Raw genomic sequence first — 20,816 nt, forward strand, 5'->3', positions numbered from 1 at the left:
TAACAAAGCGATACGCGATGTCCTCTGAACCTTTTATTAACGTAGCACTCTAAAGAAGTTTGTAGATCGCACATCATGTAAATACAACATATAGTGACATTGTCACTTAGTCCTGATTTTGGACTTTGTATTCAATGCTTATCGCTAACTATCATTTGAGCGTATCATCAGTCACTCTATCTATTAGATGTACTGAATACTGATGATAATGAAATGAAAAATTACCATATATTAATATCTATAAGAGCCGCTCATTAATCAATATGAAAATAATAGATTAATGCCATGCTCAATCTAAAATATTTAGAGTTAGGTTTTGATGTATAAGTTATAGAGGTATTTATGAACAAGCGTTTATCTGGTTTACTTACAATGTCAGCAATGTTATTTGCTGGCTCTGCAGTCGCGACCAATGCAAATGCTGTAGAAGCAAAGACCACACTTGCTATGATTTCGCAAGATAACGCCTCCCACATTGACCGTGTACTTGGTGAATTAAGCCGTCAACATGATGGTGCATCAAGTTTGGTAAAGTCAGCCCGTCAGCCGACTTCATTGGCACTTAGCAGCTCATTGTTAGCCAATGATACGACACAAGTCACCAATGATGAAGACGTACTAGAGCGCTTAACAGCTGTTGCCTCTAACTCTGTCAGCAAATTTAAGCAGACTGGTCTTGCGTCTTGGTATGGTCGTAAGTTTCATGGTCGCAAGACTGCCAGTGGCGAAACTTTTGACATGAACGGTTTAACTGCAGCGCATCGCTCATTACCATTAAACTGCTATGTCAAAGTCACTAACAAGACCAATGGCAAAAGTGTCGTGGTAAAAGTGAACGATCGCGGCCCATTCCATGGTAACCGTGTATTAGACCTATCTTATGGTGCTGCCAAAAAACTCGGTATTACGAGCAAAGGTGTGGGTAACGTTGCTATTGAGCGCGTTGCAGGACCTTAATTTTAGGTATCAGTTTTAAAGACCAATAATATTACTAGCCCATATAGCAAAAAAGCCTAACTAATAATTAGTTAGGCTTTTTTTATGGTTCATATTTATCGCTCTAGGCTCATAGTAGCGACTGAACTACTCAAAACAAAGTGCTATTAGTCCTATGTACTTTATAACTCAAATGCGCTTTCAATAGCATCATCGAGTCGCTCAACCGCAATCACGTTGATACCTTTAAACTGAGGCGCATCCTTAGCAGGTGCATTGGCCTTTGGAATGATGGCATGCTTAAACCCATGTTTCATCGCCTCCTTCAGGCGCTCTTGTCCGTTAGGTACTGGGCGTATCTCGCCCGATAGACCAACTTCACCGAATACTGCTAATGAAGATGGTAACGCTCTCTCTTTAATACTTGAAGCACAGGCCAACAGTACGGCCAAATCAGATCCTGTCTCTATGACTTTGACGCCACCAACGACGTTGACGTAGACATCTTGTCCACTGGTATGTATCCCGCCGTGGCGATGCATCACTGCTAGTAGCATAGATAAACGTTGGAAATCTAGACCCAATGCCATTCTTCTAGGCGAGCCTTGTGAGTCATCGACCAAGGCCTGCACTTCTACTAGTAACGGCCTTGTACCTTCACGGCTGACCATCACCACAGAACCCGCAACAGGTTTGTCATAACGACTTAAAAATATCGCTGATGGATTGGCGACTTCTTTGAGTCCCATATCAGTCATACCAAAGATACCCAACTCATTAACCGCACCAAAGCGATTCTTGACCGCACGAATCATACGAAAACGCGAGTCAGACTGGCCTTCAAAATAGAGTACCGTATCAACCATATGCTCCAATACTCGCGGACCCGCTAACGTACCTTCTTTGGTTACATGTCCTACTAAAAATAGCGCTGTCCCTGTTTGCTTAGCATAGCGCGTCAAAATCGCTGCAGACTCTCTAATCTGACTGACACCACCTGGTGCAGAGTTAATAGCGTCTGTATAAATTGTCTGAATAGAATCAATAATAGCGATGGCTGGCTGCTCTTGCGTTAATGCAGCACAAATGGTTTCTACGTTAGTTTCGGCCAGTACAAGCAGTCTATCAGCAGGCAAGTCTAAGCGTTTGGCTCGCATGGCCACCTGTGCAAGCGACTCTTCACCCGTCACGTATAACGCACTACCTGCCAATGAATCAGCTCGTGCCATACTGGTCGCTGTTTGCAGCAAGATAGTTGATTTGCCAATACCCGGATCACCACCGATTAAAACCACAGAGCCTGCCACTAGTCCACCGCCGAGTACGCGATCAAACTCACTGATACCGGTTGGTAGGCGCGTGTCGAGCGTGACACTTACTGCATTAAGCGGCATGACAGCACTGTGAGTACCAGAGTAGTTACCAGCTGGCGCACTGGTACCACGAGTAGTAGCTCGTGCGTTATTGGGCTTCGCGGTGCTCTTATTGTGATGAGGCATGCTAACATTTGGGGCTTCGACCAAGCTATTCCATTCCCCGCAATCCGTACACTGTCCAGCCCATTTACCAAAATGTGCACCACAATGCTGACAGACATAGCTGCTTTTATTTTTTGCCATAGCTTATAAGCCTTATTCAGAGAATCAATCAAGAATAATGAAGAAAGTATTGTCACGCTTTATAAGCGCTGATTCAAAAATATTTATTATGATAAGTCAGCCATTGGTTTTGTAAGCTGTACTTGAAAGAGGATGATGTTAATTGTAGGTATAAATAGTAACTGGCTTATAAGCTCTATATAAAATAGTTTTAGCTAGCTCTATTAGTTAATTAGAAATTACAAAGTTATTGGTATAAATTTTACGCAGCGTTTGGAAAGCAAATACATAGGAAGTAAGGAAAACCTATGCCACCACAACTCTACTTTAACGGCATCTTTTTGTTCTGAATGCACTATATAAAATAGAGTATGAGATAAGGAATTTAATGCTCTCACTTATACTTGAAAGTCTTTACCTAGATAAACAGATTTGACTAAATCATTTTCTAACACTTCAGCCGAAGTGCCTTCTGCAATGATAGCGCCTTCTGATACGATATAAGCCTTTTCACAAATCGCCAATGTATCTCGAACATTATGATCGGTGATTAAAACGCCAATACCGCGATTTTTAAGCGTCAAAATAACGTCTTTAATATCACCGACAGAGATAGGATCTACCCCTGCGAAAGGTTCATCTAATAAGATAAACTTAGGATCAGCGGCCAATGCTCGCGCAATCTCACAGCGTCGACGCTCACCGCCTGACACGCTCATACCCTGAGACTTGCGCACATGTTCTAAATGGAACTCGCCAATCAACTTTTCAAGTTCTTGATGCTGTTCAGCTTTACTTAATTCTGTACGAGTCTGTAGGATAGCTAAGATATTATCTTCGATAGATAATTTACGAAAGATTGATGCCTCTTGTGGTAGATAGCCGATACCCGCACGCGCACGCTCGTGCATTGCGTATTTAGATAAATCCATTTTACCTAGCGTAACACGGCCCTTATCCATATTGACCAGTCCCACCACCATATAGAAACTTGTCGTTTTACCAGCACCGTTAGGCCCCAACAATCCGACAATTTGACCCTGTTCGACAGAAAATGAAACGTCTTTGACCACCCAACGCTTTCCATAGCGCTTGCCTAGATTTTGCATAGTCAATCGAGCGACAGGCGCCGTATTAGTATTTGATGCCGATAGGTCTAGATTTTTATCATCGCTCATAACTTACTCTTACTTTCACAAAATTTAAGCATTGCTAAAGGCAGACTGATTTACTCATAGCCTGTTTATTTGGATTAACGTACGCCACTCTGATTTGTACCATTGTTAGGCGGGAATACCAATTCAACGCGCTGATTACCACCAGCAGTCGCTTCAACATCACCTGCTTTTAGGCTATAACGAATGACGTTACCAGCGAAGCTTGCACCATTTTGAACCAGTTTTGCATTACCAGTTAGTGTAATAATCCCAGACACTGCGTTATAGTCAATCTTATTAGCCTGCCCTTTTGCCAAGCCCTTTTCTTGCGTGACTACTTGCTGCATGGTCGCTGGACGGCCAGTTGCTACCGCTGAATTAATGCTACGCTGCTGAGATAGATTGACCGTGATGTTATCGGCCGTCATCTTAAACGTACCTTGAGTAATAATGACATTGCCTGCATAACTGGTCACGCCGGTACGCTCACTATAAGTGGCTTTATCCGCTAGCAATTTGATCTGCTGATTAGAATCTGATGGCAATGCATGACTATATAGCGGTAGCGCCAATAACATTACCATTGGCAGTGCGCGTAATTTGTGCAAGCAGAGTGATGATGCGCGTAAAGTAGGCAAAAATTTAAGTTTCATATAAATAACTCATTTCATAATAGGTGGTAGGATTTGCAAACTTTATGCTAGCTGCTATTTTTTGATACGGTAAATAGAAAGACTTTGACTAAAATAATGCTTTATCTTGGCGTTCAGATGGAGAAAAGGCAACAGCCACTTGACCAAATTCATACTCACCTGTCTCAAGATTGGCAGTCATACTAGAGGCTTCAAATCGATTCATGCCTTGTTCGATTTTCACAGGCGCGTCACTGTATACTTTGCCTGACTTCGTATTACCTTTTAGCGTACTACCAGTCACTTTTATCGGTTCGATATCAGGAGTACTCTTATTACCTTCGCTCACCAGTGTAAATCCACCTGATAAACTAAGCTCCCCTGTCTGTTGACTGATGGCTGCACTGCCCGCTTGAATACGATAACGTTGCTCTGCAGATGGTTCCCAATTCATCGTAATGCCTGACATCTCATCCTGATTGGTCTCAGGATTATGCGTCAAAGACTCAGCGGTAAGTTCGTATTCGGTTTCGCCCTGATCATTCGTCTGTACGGCTTTAATATCGGTGGCTTCATAATCGACATCTGTCGTTTCAATATTGACTGGCGGCGTTACGTCGCCTTGCTGCTGAAAAAACCAACCCGCGATACCGGCAATAATTAAGGCTAATACAATTAAGACACGTGTATTCACGACTGTTTATCCTGAGTTTGTGCCTCATCAAGCGTGTAATGCGCGATAAAGTCTTGATAATGTCCATGACCTTTTAAGATAAGATCACATATCTCGCGCACTGCACCAGTACCGCCAGCACGAGTCGTTACCATGTCACTGCGCTTGATGACTTCAGCATGCGCGTTAGGTACGGTTGCTGCAAATCCTACTGTTTGCATCGCCTTAATGTCTGGTAAATCATCACCCATATAGGCACAGTCGGCAGCAGTGATATTCAGGGCAGGATCTAGAGAAGACAGCAGCTCGTTTAGCGCAACAAGCTTATCATCACGGCCTTGCACCACATGGTTGACGCCCATTTCTGTTGCGCGCTTGTTCACCATTGCACTACTACGGCCCGTAATGATAGCTGTCAAAATACCGTAGCGTGCTAACGACTTAACACCCACACCATCCTGTACTGAGAACGCTTTGGTCTCAACACCGTTAGCATCATAGATAATTTGACCATTGGATAAAATTCCATCGACATCCATGACCAATAGTTTTACTTGTCCGGCTTTCTGTATCAAGTCCTGCATTATTTATCTCTTTTTAATATTTATTTTCGAAGCGTTATTCTATGTAGCTTAACTATTTCAACGGCAACTCACAAACCTTATTTGACCCCAGCTTGCAGCAAATCATGCACGGTAATAATAGCTTCTAAACGATCTTCATCATCAATAATCAATAACTGGCTAATACCACTCTCATTCATAACACTCAGCGCATCTGACGCACGCATGGTTTTACTGATATGGCGTGGATTGCTGACCATTACTTCATGCATTGGCGTTTGTAGATCGATACCTTTTTCTAACCTTCGGCGCAAGTCACCATCTGTGAACACACCGACGACCTTATTGTTATCATCAGTCACTACTGTCATACCCAAGCGACCAGCAGACATGGTAAATAGAGCTTGTTGCAATGGGGCCTGCTGATGAATCAAAGGCAAGTCTTCTGACTTGGTATGCATCAAATCTTCGACACGCGTCAATAGCTGACGACCTAGGGCACCAGCAGGATGCGATAATGCAAAATCTTCAGACGTGAAATTACGTGCATGTACTAAAGCAACTGCTAACGCATCTCCGAGCGCTAAAGTAGCAGTCGTACTGGAGGTAGGCGCTAGATTAAGTGGACAAGCCTCTTGTGATTGACCGAGCGTTAATACAATGTCAGCTGCTCGCGGTAGCATACCGCGCTTATCACGACTGATACTGATGAGAGGAATATTTAGATGCTTAACAACTGGTAGTAGCATCTTGATTTCATCTGACTCACCTGAGTTTGAAATAGCAAGCAGCACATCACCTTTTACAAGCATCCCCAAGTCGCCATGTCCCGCTTCACCAGGATGCATAAAAAAAGCAGGCGTACCCGTTGAAGCAAAAGTCGCTGCAATCTTGCGTCCAATTAGCCCTGACTTACCCATGCCCGTAACCACCACTCGACCCTTACAAGTCAGAATGATGTCACATGCTTGGGCAAATCTGTCGTCAATCTGCTCTGTTAGTAGTGCTAACGCAGATATCTCTGTGTTAATGGCCTCGATAGCAGTGGTAATAAATTGCTCATGGGTTAAGTTGTTTTTGGTATCACTCATGAATCCGCTCTATTTTTATAATGAATCAATACGCTATTTTACTACACTATGTTTCATATTAGTAATAGTCTACAAAATCTACACTAATATAGTGCTTCATACTGAACAAAGAACTTGCTGCTGTCTATACAAAAAAAACCCACTATATCAGCAGGTTTTAAACAAATAAATCATGTCTTAATGTTTTTTCAGACAACGCGCTCGATTAATGCAGTGCTTTAGCTGTTGCTATCATTAGAACCATCGTTTGGCTTATCTTCGAAGCCTGTATTATCTGCTGTGGCATCAAAACCACGATCTTGACCGAAACCACCACGCTCAAACCCGCGCTCTTGACCTTGACCAAAGCTACCGCGTTCAAAGCCGCGATCCTGACCTTGGCTAAAACCACCACGATTAAATCCACTGCGACTCGATGCAAATCCGCGCTCTTCAAAACCGCCAGCAGCAGGATTGCTACCACGTTCAAAGCCACCGCCTTGATATCCAGTCGGTGCTGCGCTCTGAGGCTGAGCACTTGTACCTGTCGTCGTACTACTACGCGGGTTACGCGCTGGCACGACTGTTGAGATGGCATGTTTATATACCATTTGGCTCACTGTGTTTTTTAAGAGAACGACATATTGATCAAATGATTCAATTTGGCCTTGTAATTTAATACCATTTACCAAAAAAATAGAGACAGGAATGCGGTCTTTGCGCAGCGAGTTCAAGAACGGATCTTGTAAAGTTTGTCCTTTTGACATGAAATCTCTCCTAAATATTATATAGTTATGTTTTGAGTGCCAATTATTTTAAGTGTTAATTTAATTATAATGGCTAAAAGGTAGATACAATAAGGTGTTTTCTTTATAAAACGTATCTAAATAAATATTCGTTGCTCTTAAGTGATTCCACTTTATCGCGAATACGTTATTATTGTAAATAATTAAGTAACTGGTTGTTTCGTTAATACTTTTTGTCTACAAAAGTTCATAGGTCAGACATCGTAACGATGCTCAATACACTGAGCCAAATTATAACAGCTATCTATGTCAATTTTTGAAACTAATTGTGTTAGCTATCATTGCACCTTAAGACAAGTACTCCCGTGCTTCGACCATGGTTTCAAACGTTTGTAATATCATACGACTGCTAGCATCAGCCCCGCTCTCAGATTCTGCTATCCCACTTGATGATGCACTGGGCAGTTGCATTACCTTTCTCAGCCACGTGTACTGACGTTTTGCTAGCTGTCTTGTAGCATATAATGCCTTATTTTGCATTTCCTGACAAGCAAGCGCCTCGGTCTCTTGGTTAGCCATGTTTGGTTGAGCAACTGACTGAGCAACATTATCTGAGATTTCTTTTTTTCCATTGACAGCTGGATGCTTTCTAAAAGCTTCATAAAATTGAGCTTTATCAAGATGAATCTCATCAAATATCGGATGATCAATATGCACCAAGTATTCTAGTACTTGCCTGTAACCCACACAGCGCATCGAAGGCATATTAGGCGTGAGCGGATACTTTTTTAGTAAGTCTATGACTTCAGCCACTAGCCCTTCATTCCACATGATATCTAGACGTTGTTCGATACGATTATGTAGCCATGAACGATCTGGCATTACCGATAGCGCGTGCCACTGCTGCTCTGGATTGTGGGCTAGGGCTTGCTTTGGCTTACGCTGCCAGTCGCTTATTGGAATATTTGTTTGTAGGTAGACCTCAATTGCTCGCGTGATACGCTGAGTATCAGTAGCATTCAAACGCTCATGACTTATAGGGTCTATACTCCCCAAATAATCATATAGAGCGCTAATACCTTCCTCTTGACGCCACTGCTCTACGCGCGCCCGTACGCTGTCATCGCTATCGGGCACAGGAGACAACCCATCGAGTAGCGCCATGTAATACATCATGGTGCCGCCTACTAATAATGGTATCTTGCCATTTCTATGACATTCGTCAATAAGACGGGCAACGTCACTGACAAACTCAGCCACACTATAGCTTTGCATAGGATCAACGATATCGACCAAATGATGTGGATAACGCGCCAACTCAGCCGCTGTTGGCTTGGCTGTGCCAATATTCATATCACGATATATCAGTGCTGAGTCCACTGAGATTAATTCAAAACGACCTGTATCGTATAGCTCGTACGCTAGTGACGTCTTGCCGCTAGCAGTTGGTGCCATAAGACAAACCACGCTGTTATCCGTCAGTTTGTGAGGTAGGCTATCAGACGAATGTTGCATAAAGTGGCCTTTCATAATATATGGATAACTCAGATATCAATTGGTTTAATTGCTTTAAGATGTTGTAATTATTTTCAGATATTCAGGATAGCATTAGCTTTACTAAGCGATGGCTATCTATCGTCTTGATAGCATTGTTCATCATTATTTCAGTAAGATCATTCACGAAAACCATTGAATCTTGCACAGACATTTGCGTATTGACACTAATAAGTTGCTGATTAATCTCAGTAGCACTGCTTGGCAATCTATCTTTTTTGAATACTTGATGACTAGAGGTAAGTGATTCGAACAACTGGCTTACTTTAAACTGCCAGTCTTTAGCACTTATCAGTGCACACTGCCCTTGGTGATAAAATAATAACCAAGGTAGCTTTTTATCATCTGTGTTTAAGTCCATGTCAACAGCTTCTACATCGTTAATGATATCTAAGCAAATTGGTAAAGATGCAGAGGTAGTTGCTTCATCAGAATAATATGAAGTGCTGTTGTTACTATTGTTACTTTGGTCTGATCGCTCATTGATATAAGATTGCACTGACTCTTGCAATGAAGGATTATTTGAAGATGATCGGTTTGCAGTAGTCTGATAAGACTGCTTATTAGACTCTACTTGATTATACTGCCTTGGGTTATTGATAGGCTGAATACTCGAGATGGGCATTTCAGACGAACGACCTTTAGAAGCATTATTACTTGCTCGTTCCGCAGATTTGTATTGGCTATCAGTTTCGGTCGTCGCTACGGACGCAGATGCAGAATCAATTCCAAGCCCAAACTTAGCTACATCGATCGTTTTCAACTGCGCACGAACTGTATGGCCTAAGTGCGCCATAATATTATTCAACGGACTGATTTTGATACGTTGTTTAGATGGATGCACATTGATATTTAACCATTGAGTTGGTAAATCAAAATACAGTGCATACCCCATACCTGCTAGCTGCGCACCTTGTGCCAGTTGACGTATCTGATTGCTAATCAATGCTTCTTTTACTAGTCTGCCATTTACATAAATCAGCTTTGGTAAGTCAGATTTATCATGATATAGCGGCCATAACCAACCACTAATCGCTGCCTGATTAACATTGCTATCATCGTACGCTACAGACGACTGTACCAGACTCGATAAATCTATCGATATTGCTAATGCATTATCTGTCAATGCCATACCAGTCGCTTGTTCCAACCGCGGTAGTGGCAAACGACTGTCATTGTTACCACTAATACTCGTAGCACTTGCAGATAATGATAGACGTTGCTTATTGTCATGAAAAAGTGTCAAAGCAACATCGGCACGCGCCAGTGCGACTTCTCGGACAATCGTTTCGATATGACCAAATTCAGTAGCAATAGATTTTAGGTTGCCACGGCGGGCAGGCACATTGAAATATAAGTCTTTGACTATGATTGTTGTGCCGCGGTTATGGACAACTGGTAACAGTTTTGGTGTATCATCTAATACGCCAGCGACCTGTAATTGACGGCCAATGCCGCTCTCATCATGACTACTGGTTAAGGTCAAACGTGAGACAGCAGCCATCGCCGCTAACGCTTCACCACGAAAACCCAACGTCGTAATACCATGCAAGTTAGCAACATCGGCAACCTTACTGGTCGCATGACGAGTGATGGCCATGACCATATCATCAGGATGAATGCCCACCCCATTATCTACTACCTCAATCAGGCCCATACCGCCTTGAGTGATGCGCACCTCAATACTAGTCGCACCAGCATCGATGGCATTTTCCAGCAACTCCTTGACCACCGCTGCTGGACGGGTCACCACCTCACCTGCTGCTAATTGATTGATTAGCAACGGCGATAGTTTTTTAATACGGGTATTAGGATGATTATCTGGCATTTATAGATGTCATATTTTTGGAAAGTAGCGATTGGTGTAATTTAGATATTCATTTAGATGATAAGTTGCGATAGTTCCAAGCCCTGCGCTTGACCTGCCTTTGACACTCTCAACTGCACTTGGCGTGCTTCAGTGTCGTTATCATCGCTTACATTTTGAATCATATCGATGAATAAAGTGGGCGGTGGAAGATAGCTATCAGCGCGGCTAGCCCATTCGATAATAATTAATGCTTCAGGCTCATCAAGATACTCATCAAACCCAATAAAAGACAGCTCTTCTGGATCTTGCAGACGATATAAATCTGCATGATAAACCGGCTTGATCGAACCATCCTTTCGCTGAATACTGTAGGGCTCAACCAAGGTATAGGTTGGGCTTTTCACCGCACCTGTATGACCAAGCGCTTGTAACCAATAACGCGTTAGTGTCGTTTTACCAGCGCCCAAGTCACCTGCCAGCCACACGCTACCTGTCAGTGACAAGGTCGCTAATTGCTCAGCCAATGCTTGAGTATCTTGCTCAGAATTGAGTATCAGAGTCTTTAAGTATTTGCTATTTTCTATAGATTGAGTATCACACATCAGACTGAACCTGCTTGTACTTGCTCTGTCTGAACCTGCATGGTCACGGTTGGATTGGTAAAGCTTTCACCACGAATCAGCTTGGCATATAGCTCAGAGTCAGTCCACTCAGCACGAACCTGCTCACTGAATTCAAAGTCCTCTAAAACTAGCTTACCCATTTGATCGTTTGCAACATCATCAGCAAAACACTGCGCATACCCTGTCGCCGTCTCGTGAGCAATTACTGAGTACACGCTGACATCTGCTTCACCATTTTGCATTTGTGTCTGACGTAGTATTTCTTGTGCCCAAAAAAATATCACTCGTGAAAACTGCTCTGCCGATGGTGAAACTGACAAGCTTATCCAACGTGCGCTAAATTTCTTACACGCTGCGACATACTCAGGATCATCTTTGTTCCAAAAACAAATGGCATGATCAAAGCTATCGATAATGTCTTTGATTGAAGATTTTAGCAGACCAAAGTCATAAACCATTTGCCCATGGTCTAAACGAGTGGCCTCAAGGATCAGCTCAATCTGATAGCTGTGGCCATGAATCGAGTGCTTACAACGCTCAGAACTACAGTTACGAACGATGTGAGCATTTTCAAATTTGAACAGTTTACGAATACGCATAATAATTTGACCAAAACAGTAAGCACTATGGTGCTAAATGTTAATAAATAAGAGTTTGCCGCGTTTATGAATCGGTTTATGGTTCATTATAGCAAATCGCCATGTATCCGTAAGTAAGCACTTATTAATACAATGATTGATTGAACGAATCAATTGGTAAACTAGAACTAACCGTAAACATAAAGAATTTGAATGATACTTAAATCGTAGACGAATTGTGCGAGCGCTATCTATTACTAAAGCTTAAGCCTATACTCTATTCAGTAAACAGCTATGTTAGCTGTATTCACACTGTCTTGAATTCGCTTAACTTGGCGTAATGAGTAGTGTGCTGTAAAAAAGGAAACGATGATGAGCAAAGGTCAAGATAGTAAGAAAAATGTTAAGAAAAAGCCCCTTTTGACTGCTAAAGAGAAGAAAGCTGCCAAACAAGCCAAGAAAGACGACAATGGTAGTATTTTAGGCAAACATTAATAATAAATACATTAATATGCCAATCTGACCTAACCGTTTGATCGGTATTTTTTGATTCGTCCTTGGCTTTTAGCTAAGCACTGTCTTTAATTAAGCTTAGGTTTTTATTAAGCTCCGCGCGGCGCAAACATAATAATCGCCATTCCTAATAGCGCAACTATCGAACCCACTATGTCCCACATGGTTGGTCGTATACCATTGACCGTCCACAACCATAAAATCGCCATGCATATATAAACACCACCATATGCAGCATAGACCCTGCCCGCAGCAGTTGGGTGTAATGACAGCAGCCAAACAAACGCGACCAAACTCAGCCCACCAGGTATCAGTAGCCAGATTGACTTGCCTTCTCGCAGCCAAAGATAAGGCAGATAACATCCTGCAATTTCAGCCAATGCAGTAAGCGCAAATAGCCCAACCGTCTTTAATTCTGTCAAAAATCACTACTCCTCGACCGTAATAAACCCAGTCAGATATGGTACAGCATTCCCCAAAATAATCACCCTATCTCTGTCACCACTTATAAAAAGCTATTTTTTCTAACATTACAGTCAAAATCACAGTAAAATCTATCATAACAAACAAACCTCTTAGATAACTATCTATCGAGGCCATACCGACATTGTAAATAGGAAGTTAGCATCATGATGCGTATTGGATTATTTTTATTAACCAACTTAGCAGTGATTGTGGTATTTAGCATTGTGTTTGGTATTTTATCGAGGTTTTTTGGGATTGGTGGTGTGCATACGGTGGGTGGGCTGAACTATATTAGTCTTGCCATTATGTGTGGTATCTACGGTATGGTTGGCTCGATGATCTCGCTATTTATATCAAAATGGATGGCTAAAAGATCCACTGGTACGGTAGTCATAGAATCGCCACGCACCGCTACTGAGCAATGGCTAGTCGATACAGTCGCCAAACAAGCACGAGCCGTAAATATCGGTATGCCTGAGGTTGGTATTTTTAATAATTCGCAGCCAAATGCCTTTGCGACTGGTTGGAATAAAAATAAAGCACTGGTAGCGGTTTCGTCTGGTCTACTACAAAATATGAATCAAGATGAAGTCGAAGCGGTACTGGCGCATGAGATTGGCCATGTGGCTAACGGTGATATGGTAACCCTTGCCCTCATTCAAGGGGTCGTAAATGCCTTTGTAATGTTCTTTGCACGTATTGTAGGCAGTTTCGTTGATCGTACTGTGTTTAAAAATACCAGTGACCGCCCAGGTATTGGTTACTTTATTACGAGTATCGTAATGGATATCTTACTTGGATTTTTGGCATCTGCCATCGTGATGTGGTTCTCACGCTTACGTGAATTCCGTGCGGATCAAATGGGTGCAAAATTGGCCAGCCGCGAAAAAATGATTAGTGCGCTTGATGCGCTTCGTCCTTCTGCACAGCGACCAGATCAAATGCCTGAGAGTATGAAAGCATTTGCGATCTCATCAGGACAAACGCAAGGCTTTAGTATTGCCAATCTATTCCGTTCACACCCAACGCTTGATGACCGTATTGCGGCGTTGAGAGAATATAATCCTAATTAATGACAATCGATTTAAAACCAACTTGCTACTTGTTAGCAGGTTGGTTTTAAAAAAATACTTTATATAGAAAATTAGAAGTTAGAGTATGAATACTCAGTCACTATCATTTTATTTAGTAGTAAAAGGCTAAACATTAGCGCTAGTTTAAATAAAAGAGATATTACTTCTTTTCCTTAGACGGAAAAAGCGATACCAAACCATCTCCTATGATTCCTCGCCAAGCAAAGTAATCATGTCCTGCAGCATACTCTTGATAATGTGTATCGTACCTTTTTGCCAATAAAACGTCTCGCAGATGACGATTGGTTCCCAATATACCGTTGCTACCACTTTTACCACGAGCCGTTTCAAACACGCCTGCGCTCAAAAAGAAACGAACGGGTGCCTTATCCATTTTTATTACCTCAGACGCTACGAAGTGTTTATCTTCTGCTGTCTGATCTTTTGGATGCCACCAGTAAGACCCAGACATAGAGATAACATTGCCAAATATGTCGGGGTGACGTAGTGCGATAGTCGTCGCTGCTAAACCGCCATAACTTGACCCTGCAATGACCGTTCTATCCGTTGGTATCGCTACTGGCAATCGTTTATTTATTTGTGGTACTAACTCATTGGCCAATACATCTGCAAACATTGGGTTGGCAGGTAATTCACGTGCACGGGCATCATTGTCAGGATTGCTAATAAACACCGCTGTCACTGGTGGAACCTTACCTTCTGCAATCAAATTATCTAAAATCGTGGGCAATCCAACCGTATCAATATAGGCTTCCGCATCAAAGATATATAACAGCACCGCATCATCTTTACTATTCTCCTTGTTGTTATTAACAGTTGGGGAGTAAATGGTGATATCGCGAGTATTGTCCAATGTACTATTGGTAAATTTAAAGGTAGACAACTCTCCTTTGGGAACCTCTGCCTGTCTTTTTATCCAACGCCTATTTGGTGCGTCTTTTAACGTAATAGTAGATTTGGTTGTGTACTTATCAGTGGCTGAACGTGGCCATGAATGGTGATTATAAGGATCGGCTTGAGCCACGGCTTTTATGGCGACTCTACGAGCAAACTCAGACAGAGGTGGCTCAGGGGTATTGGGAGCAATCTGATAGGATAAGTGCGTGTTGTTTGGCACAATAAAACTTTTGTACCATGTATCAGAGTCTACCAATCGTTGCAATGCATCATGATTGGTGGACGGGCCACCCATTAACTTGACATTGCGATAGTCTCCTCGCGCTAAAAACGTCATCACAGTGCCCAAAGCTGTGTCTTCAATCAGCGGTGTACCTAATACTTCCACTTCCGCCCAAAAGCGATCTGTACTCTGCCCTTTCTGCAATGACTCAAGTAATGCCGATACTCTGGGGCTGAGTAACGTGTCAGAACTGTCTAGAGAATTTCCTAAAGAACCTTTTAAATCTTGCTCTGCTAAACTAACACGTTGTTCGAGCACTATCTGATAAGCACCTGAGCCAGACAGTCGCCAGGTCTCTGCACAGTTTTCGGCTACTGAATAGAAGTGTTGTTTGCCACTTTTATTATCAATCAAACGGCGCGATACTTTTCCTGTGGCATCGATAACATCTAGCGTCATCATACTTCTATCACTCTCAACATATCCGGTTAGATAATCGCCTGTATCGCAAGGAACGCTAAAATCTAATGACTTATGCTGTGGCTTGATATCAGCGTTTTCCCTGTTGGAATGATTTAAATCGCCTTTTAAGGGACTTTCAATCGTTAGCATCGTTGCCTCCGAACCAAATGCAGGAAATGACGCCGAATATAATAAAAAGGTAAAGCCTGCTATGGCCCATTTCTTCTTAGGAAGAAATCGTATGTATCTCATTCACTACTCCCTCATTTATTCACTGACAAACATCTAATTTCTACCTTTACAGAATGTCTAGCGAATGATACAAAAGTGAAATACTACCTTATTTTTAATATATATGATATTGAAAATCATTATCGTTTGATAATTTATTCTGTATAATTAAATAGACAATGACAATTTATTTTTTCTTTATAAAATAAAAAACCCACCTGACTCAATTAAAGTCAGATGGGCTTTTAGAATAGATATAATGACTAACTAAATATCAAACTCAAGTGCTCTATCACCATCGGCATCTTTGATACGCGTTGGCAAACCAATCTTATTTAGTAGATTAATAAATGGCTTGGCATCTAGCTCTTCGACGTTGACCATCTTGCCTGCATTCCATTCGCCAGTTGCGACCAGTATCGCAGCAGCAACAGGTGGCACGCCTGCGGTATACGAGATACCTTGGCTACCAACTTCATTGTAAGCATCTTTATGATCTGAAACATTATAAATAAACACTTCAGTCTCAACACCATTGATCTTGCCTTTGACTTTGTCACCAATGCAGGTCTTGCCTGTATAGTTTGGCGCAAGTGAGCTTGGATCTGGTAGTACTGCTTTAACGACTTTTAGTGGTACAACTTCTTGGCCTTCAGCAGTCATTACTGGCTGCTCAGACAATAATCCTAAGCTCTGTAGAACAGTGAAGACATTGATGTAATGCTCACCAAAGCCCATCCAAAAGCGAATGTTTGGTACATCTAAATTGGCTGACAATGAATGCACTTCATCATGACCGCTTAGATAGCTGTTTTGCACGCCCACAACTGGCAAATCGTCCGTACGTTTGACTTCAAACATTTTGTTAGACTGCCACTTGCTGTCTTGCCAAGAGTAAACCGTACCGGTGAACTCACGGAAGTTAATCTCTGGGTCAAAGTTGGTCGCAAAGTATTTGCCATGGCTGCCCGCATTGATATCAATGATATCGATATCCGTCACAGATCCTGCATCCATCATGTCATAGCCAAGACGCGCGTAGGCGTTGACCATACCAGGATCAAACCCTGCACCTAAAATAGCAGTGACATTGTTGTCTGCACAGCGCTCTTTACGTTGCCACTCATAGTTGTTGTACCACGGCGGTGTCTCACAAATCTTACGTGGATCTTCATGAATAGCCGTATCTATGTAGGCAGTACCTGTCTCAATGCAGGCTTCTAGTACGGTCATATTGATAAATGCCGAACCAACATTGATGACTATTTGTATTCCAGTGTCTTGTATCAGCTGCACGAGTGCTTGGCTGTCCATCGCATCAACTTGATGCGTATGCAAGACCGCAGCCTGCTTAAAGCTGTCTTTTTCTTTTACACTTTGGGCGATGGCATCGCATTTGTCTTTTGTACGTGAGGCGATATGAATCTCACCAAGTACATCATTGTGCATCGCACATTTATGCGCGACCACTTGAGCGACACCGCCTGCTCCGATGATCATTACGTCTTTTTTGTTGGGCTTAGCTTGTTGGTTTGTGTTCAATGAACAATCCTCCTTTGTGTCCCTGTCGATACCATTGATAGCGGCTATGCAAAACAGAAACGAGTGAATGATATGCGTGAATTAAAAAGGAAGACCGAGGAAAACCCACGCACCCGTCGGGCAAATAATACTCCATTATTTGCCCGACGCGATTATAACAATTTTTATTCCCTTATCGGTAAAAAATAATGTATCAATAGCAGATACCTTAAAATCACCCGTTATTAAGACTAAGCCTTTGTTTTCTAATGTAGAAAAGTCTTAGAAATATCGCGTTAAGACAAGCTGGCTTTATAATCTTGATAATCAAACTCGCGCTGGATATCGATACTGCGATCCAACCGGCGGATGACAATCGCTGGCATGTTGACCCCATTAAACCAATTCTTCTTCACCATCGTATAACCAGCAGCATTGCCAAAGGCAATCTGATCGCCTATCTGAAGATTACTCGGTAATGCATACTCACCAAAGATATCACCTGCTAAGCAAGAACGACCATAAATAATGGTATGGTCTGCCGACTCAGCATTGGCTTCAGACGGCGCAGCTTCTGCTGGATTGCCAGTAGGTGCAATATTGCCAGCAGTATTATTGATCGCGGCAATCGGTGCGGACTCACGATAGATAAGCAAGTCGAGCATATGTGCTTCAATCGAAGCGTCGACGACGGCGAGATTTTTTTGATTGTGCATGGTGTCTAACACCGTCGTCACCAACGTGCCTGCGCCATGGATACTCGCTTCACCTGGCTCAAGATAGACTTGTACACCATAAGTTTCGCTAAATGCTTTTAGACGTGCAGCCAGTTTTTCTAGTGGATAGTCAGGCGCGATAAAATGGATACCACCGCCTAAGCTTACCCATTCAAGCTGCGCTAAGATATCGCCAAATCTGGCTTCGATATCAGCCAAGCTTTCACTAAAGGCTTCAAAGCTGTCATTCTCGCAGTTGTTATGAATCATAACGCCTGTAATATCGCTAAGTACCGCTGCGATTTTATCTTTATCGTGCTCACCAAGGCGGCTAAATGGACGTGCAGGATCAGCAATCAAAAATGATGAGTTGCTGGTTTTTGGATTTAATCGTAAGCCTACTGGAACACCTTGCGCTGCCGCTTGATCTTTAAAAGCAGTTAGCTGTGAGATTGAGTTAAAGATTATTTTATCCGCATAGTTCAGTACTTCAGGGATTTCATCTGCACTATAGGCGACGCTATAAGCGTGCGTTTCTTTTTTATCGCTGCTACTGGCATCATCGTTATTACCAAAGGTTTCATAGCCCAATCTCACTTCATTAAGTGAAGACGAAGTCGTGCCATGCAGATAAGGCTGCATCACATCAAAAACACCCCATGTGGCAAAGCATTTTAGTGCCAATAATGCTTTTGCACCAGACAGCTCACATAGCCTAGCGATGATTTTCATATTGGCAACGATAGCCGCTTCATCGAGCACGTAGTAAGGCGTTGGTGGCAATGCCTCGTTGATAGAATTCTCTAGATTTTTTGCATTCATAATAGATTACCTAATAGACACTCTGCTGTTGGTATCTTGACAGACAGATATAAATATTTGCGCTATAGTAGACTAAATTCATCATAATTAGAATATCTTATGGCACTCTCAACCGATTATTCCACCTCAGCCAGTCGATCCCATTCATCACAATTGGATCCGAAAAATATAGATTTGACTTATCTAGATCCTGATGCGCGTGCCGTGTTGGATTTTTGGTTTGATAAAAACAATGAAGCTTACTGGTTTGAAAAAAACGATCGTTTTGATAAGCAAATACAGGATAAGTTTGGCGGTATTTGGCATGCAGCGAAACAAGGCGAATGTGTCAGTTGGCGTATCGCAGAGTCCTCATTGGATGGTAATAGCTCGATAACGGCGTTGGCAGGACGCTTGGCAGAAATTATTGTGCTAGATCAGTTTTCACGCAATTTATGTCGCGGACAAGCAAGTGCATTTGAGCAAGACGGTATGGCATTAACACTCGCCCAAGAAGCCATTCAACAGCCTTATTTTGATACTCTACCGATACAATGGCGTAGGTTTATTATCATACCGTTTATGCACTCTGAATCGGCCATGATTCATAAGCGTTATCTACCGCTATTTGAGCAATTAGATGATGCAAATACATTAGATTTTGAACATCGTCACAAACAAATTATCGATCAATTCGGGCGATATCCACATCGCAACGAGTTACTAAATCGCGACTCAACAGAAGATGAAAAGAACTTTTTAAAACAGCCTAATTCATCGTTTTAGGCGAGATTCCTAGTACTGCTTGAAGATACTCAAAGTTATTATGCAAAAAATTATTACATAAAAAGAAGGTCTGAATCATATCACTGATTCAGACCTTCTTTTTTACGATAAATATTTAGAGATTATTAGATACTTATCAGTAATTTACCTTACCAGTAGTAAACGTAAATGACTGCTGTTCTAATGTTTTATCGTTAACCAAAATATCAAAGCTGCCCCCATCATATCTTTAAAACGAGATAATGCATGTTAGAAATCAGCTTTCTATCTACTTCTTTTATAGCTACTGTATTTCTAGCGCTTTTCTTACTGGTGCAAAACTACGTCTATGCGTTGGCAAGACACCATGTTTTTCGATCGCTTCCATGTGCGCACGCGTCGGATAGCCTTTATGTTTGGCAATACCATATTCCGGATATTGAGTATCCAGTGCATACATCGATTCATCACGACTTACTTTTGCTAATATACTGGCCGCTGCAATACTAGTATGACGCGCATCGCCTTTTACCCACGCTTGGCAATCAATCGCAGATGGCGCTACCTCTAACTTTTTAAAACTATCATAGTTCAAATCAGGGCAACGATTTCCATCAAATAGCGCTTCGATCTTTAATTGATTGAGCGACGTACTTTTAGCATTTCCCGCGGTCGAAAAGCTTTTAAAAATCACTTCTAGCAACGATTCAGTGCATAAGCGCATGCCAAGCATCGTTGCCTGCAAGATATTCACCTGGTCGATTACTGCTGCTGGTATATCAGCGATGATATAACCGATAGCATGCTGCTGAACCAATGGATAAAGGATATCGCGCTTTTTTTCACTCAGTTGTTTGGAGTCCGTTAGTATCGACAACGGCGTGTCTTTGAGCGGTTGTTCTTCAATTAGACCTGACCAAGTCGCAGGTAATATTGCCGCCGCCACATTGACGCTACCTAGTAATGGTCCGCGCCCTGCTTCATCAACGCCGATTTGTAGTATTGATTGCTCCGTCTCTTGGTTATCATTAGTCAGATATTGAGTAAGCAATTCAGCGGTATTCATTTGCCCATATAAACGTATGGGCGCTGCTAACTGAACATATTGTCCTTTAACATCAATATGCTCAATATTAATATCAATCGTTTGAACTGAGCTTTCTGTACTGTGTTGAATATACATAATAT

The 20,816-nt window shown here is 42.1% G+C and carries 19 protein-coding genes and 1 pseudogene; 4 read left to right on the top strand and 16 right to left on the bottom strand.

Going from position 1 to position 20,816, the window contains the following annotated elements; genetic code table 11:
• Positions 1 to 615: 615 nt before the first annotated feature.
• Positions 616 to 957: pseudogene (locus JMX07_RS13750) on the top strand (septal ring lytic transglycosylase RlpA family protein); the annotation flags it as partial.
• Between the two features lie 161 nt (positions 958 to 1,118).
• On the opposite strand, the gene radA reads toward JMX07_RS13750, so the two are convergent.
• The 11 genes from radA to JMX07_RS07980 all read right to left on the bottom strand — a co-directional run bounded on the left by radA (position 1,119) and on the right by JMX07_RS07980 (position 11,961).
• Positions 1,119 to 2,555 carry a DNA repair protein RadA gene (radA, locus tag JMX07_RS07930; RefSeq protein WP_201607296.1) on the bottom strand — a complete coding sequence of 479 codons (1,437 nt, stop codon included), beginning with the start codon at positions 2,553 to 2,555 and terminating at the stop codon, positions 1,119 to 1,121.
• Positions 2,556 to 2,932: 377 nt separating this feature from the next.
• On the bottom strand, positions 2,933 to 3,643 hold the full coding sequence (gene lptB / locus JMX07_RS07935; RefSeq protein ID WP_413786667.1) for an LPS export ABC transporter ATP-binding protein: 711 nt from the start codon (positions 3,641 to 3,643) through the stop codon (positions 2,933 to 2,935).
• A 143-nt stretch (positions 3,644 to 3,786) separates the two neighbouring features.
• Positions 3,787 to 4,344 (bottom strand): lipopolysaccharide transport periplasmic protein LptA, encoded by a 558-nt coding sequence (lptA, locus tag JMX07_RS07940; protein WP_057760441.1) that lies wholly within the window; start codon positions 4,342 to 4,344, stop codon positions 3,787 to 3,789.
• Between the two features lie 88 nt (positions 4,345 to 4,432).
• A complete protein-coding gene (gene lptC / locus JMX07_RS07945) occupies positions 4,433 to 5,017 on the bottom strand; it encodes an LPS export ABC transporter periplasmic protein LptC (RefSeq protein ID WP_201607298.1) in 585 nt (194 codons plus the stop codon).
• The gene (locus tag JMX07_RS07950) at positions 5,014 to 5,580 is read right to left on the bottom strand and encodes a KdsC family phosphatase (protein ID WP_201607300.1); all 567 of its coding nucleotides are present in this window, start codon (positions 5,578 to 5,580) and stop codon (positions 5,014 to 5,016) included. The genes lptC and JMX07_RS07950 overlap by 4 nt, the downstream gene beginning before the upstream one ends.
• Positions 5,581 to 5,657: 77 nt before the next feature.
• Positions 5,658 to 6,650, bottom strand: coding sequence for a KpsF/GutQ family sugar-phosphate isomerase (locus tag JMX07_RS07955; protein WP_201607302.1), 993 nt, complete (start codon positions 6,648 to 6,650; stop codon positions 5,658 to 5,660).
• 218 nt (positions 6,651 to 6,868) lie between these two features.
• The gene (gene hfq, locus JMX07_RS07960; RefSeq protein ID WP_160022674.1) at positions 6,869 to 7,396 is read right to left on the bottom strand and encodes an RNA chaperone Hfq; all 528 of its coding nucleotides are present in this window, start codon (positions 7,394 to 7,396) and stop codon (positions 6,869 to 6,871) included.
• A 327-nt stretch (positions 7,397 to 7,723) separates the two neighbouring features.
• A complete protein-coding gene (miaA, locus tag JMX07_RS07965) occupies positions 7,724 to 8,890 on the bottom strand; it encodes a tRNA (adenosine(37)-N6)-dimethylallyltransferase MiaA (protein WP_201607304.1) in 1,167 nt (388 codons plus the stop codon).
• An 82-nt stretch (positions 8,891 to 8,972) separates the two neighbouring features.
• Positions 8,973 to 10,757 carry a DNA mismatch repair endonuclease MutL gene (gene mutL, locus JMX07_RS07970; RefSeq protein ID WP_201607305.1) on the bottom strand — a complete coding sequence of 595 codons (1,785 nt, stop codon included), beginning with the start codon at positions 10,755 to 10,757 and terminating at the stop codon, positions 8,973 to 8,975.
• A gap of 53 nt (positions 10,758 to 10,810) precedes the next feature.
• On the bottom strand, positions 10,811 to 11,341 hold the full coding sequence (tsaE, locus tag JMX07_RS07975) for a tRNA (adenosine(37)-N6)-threonylcarbamoyltransferase complex ATPase subunit type 1 TsaE (RefSeq protein WP_201607308.1): 531 nt from the start codon (positions 11,339 to 11,341) through the stop codon (positions 10,811 to 10,813).
• The gene (locus JMX07_RS07980; protein WP_201607310.1) at positions 11,341 to 11,961 is read right to left on the bottom strand and encodes a 6-pyruvoyl trahydropterin synthase family protein; all 621 of its coding nucleotides are present in this window, start codon (positions 11,959 to 11,961) and stop codon (positions 11,341 to 11,343) included. The genes tsaE and JMX07_RS07980 overlap by 1 nt, the downstream gene beginning before the upstream one ends.
• Positions 11,962 to 12,312: 351 nt before the next feature.
• On the opposite strand from JMX07_RS07980, the gene JMX07_RS13680 reads away from it, so the two are divergent.
• The gene (locus tag JMX07_RS13680; protein ID WP_021815223.1) at positions 12,313 to 12,435 is read left to right on the top strand and encodes a hypothetical protein; all 123 of its coding nucleotides are present in this window, start codon (positions 12,313 to 12,315) and stop codon (positions 12,433 to 12,435) included.
• Between the two features lie 107 nt (positions 12,436 to 12,542).
• Here the strand turns inward: JMX07_RS13680 and JMX07_RS07985 are convergent, their stop codons facing one another.
• Positions 12,543 to 12,875 carry a YnfA family protein gene (locus JMX07_RS07985; protein ID WP_201607313.1) on the bottom strand — a complete coding sequence of 111 codons (333 nt, stop codon included), beginning with the start codon at positions 12,873 to 12,875 and terminating at the stop codon, positions 12,543 to 12,545.
• 207 nt (positions 12,876 to 13,082) lie between these two features.
• Between JMX07_RS07985 and htpX the strand changes: the two genes are divergently transcribed.
• Entirely contained in the window at positions 13,083 to 13,991 is a 909-nt protein-coding gene (gene htpX / locus JMX07_RS07990; RefSeq protein ID WP_201607314.1) for a protease HtpX, read from the top strand.
• 160 nt (positions 13,992 to 14,151) lie between these two features.
• Here htpX and JMX07_RS07995 read toward each other — a convergent pair whose 3' ends face one another.
• The 3 genes from JMX07_RS07995 to JMX07_RS08005 form a co-directional block, all read right to left on the bottom strand.
• A complete protein-coding gene (locus JMX07_RS07995; RefSeq protein WP_101205046.1) occupies positions 14,152 to 15,846 on the bottom strand; it encodes an alpha/beta hydrolase-fold protein in 1,695 nt (564 codons plus the stop codon).
• A gap of 246 nt (positions 15,847 to 16,092) precedes the next feature.
• Positions 16,093 to 17,325 carry a saccharopine dehydrogenase family protein gene (locus JMX07_RS08000; RefSeq protein ID WP_201607336.1) on the bottom strand — a complete coding sequence of 411 codons (1,233 nt, stop codon included), beginning with the start codon at positions 17,323 to 17,325 and terminating at the stop codon, positions 16,093 to 16,095.
• Between the two features lie 317 nt (positions 17,326 to 17,642).
• Entirely contained in the window at positions 17,643 to 18,884 is a 1,242-nt protein-coding gene (locus JMX07_RS08005) for a carboxynorspermidine decarboxylase (RefSeq protein ID WP_227684708.1), read from the bottom strand.
• A gap of 99 nt (positions 18,885 to 18,983) precedes the next feature.
• Here JMX07_RS08005 and JMX07_RS08010 point away from each other — a divergent pair, with 99 nt between their 5' ends.
• Positions 18,984 to 19,649, top strand: a complete 666-nt coding sequence (locus tag JMX07_RS08010; protein ID WP_201607316.1) for a DUF924 family protein — start codon at positions 18,984 to 18,986, stop codon at positions 19,647 to 19,649.
• A gap of 283 nt (positions 19,650 to 19,932) precedes the next feature.
• Here the strand turns inward: JMX07_RS08010 and JMX07_RS08015 are convergent, their stop codons facing one another.
• Positions 19,933 to 20,811: a ribonuclease HII gene (locus tag JMX07_RS08015; RefSeq protein WP_201607318.1), complete on the bottom strand. Its 879-nt coding sequence runs from the start codon at positions 20,809 to 20,811 to the stop codon at positions 19,933 to 19,935.
• Positions 20,812 to 20,816: the final 5 nt, after the last annotated feature.

Source organism: Psychrobacter immobilis, from assembly GCF_904846235.1.
Lineage (GTDB): Bacteria > Pseudomonadota > Gammaproteobacteria > Pseudomonadales > Moraxellaceae > Psychrobacter > Psychrobacter immobilis_C.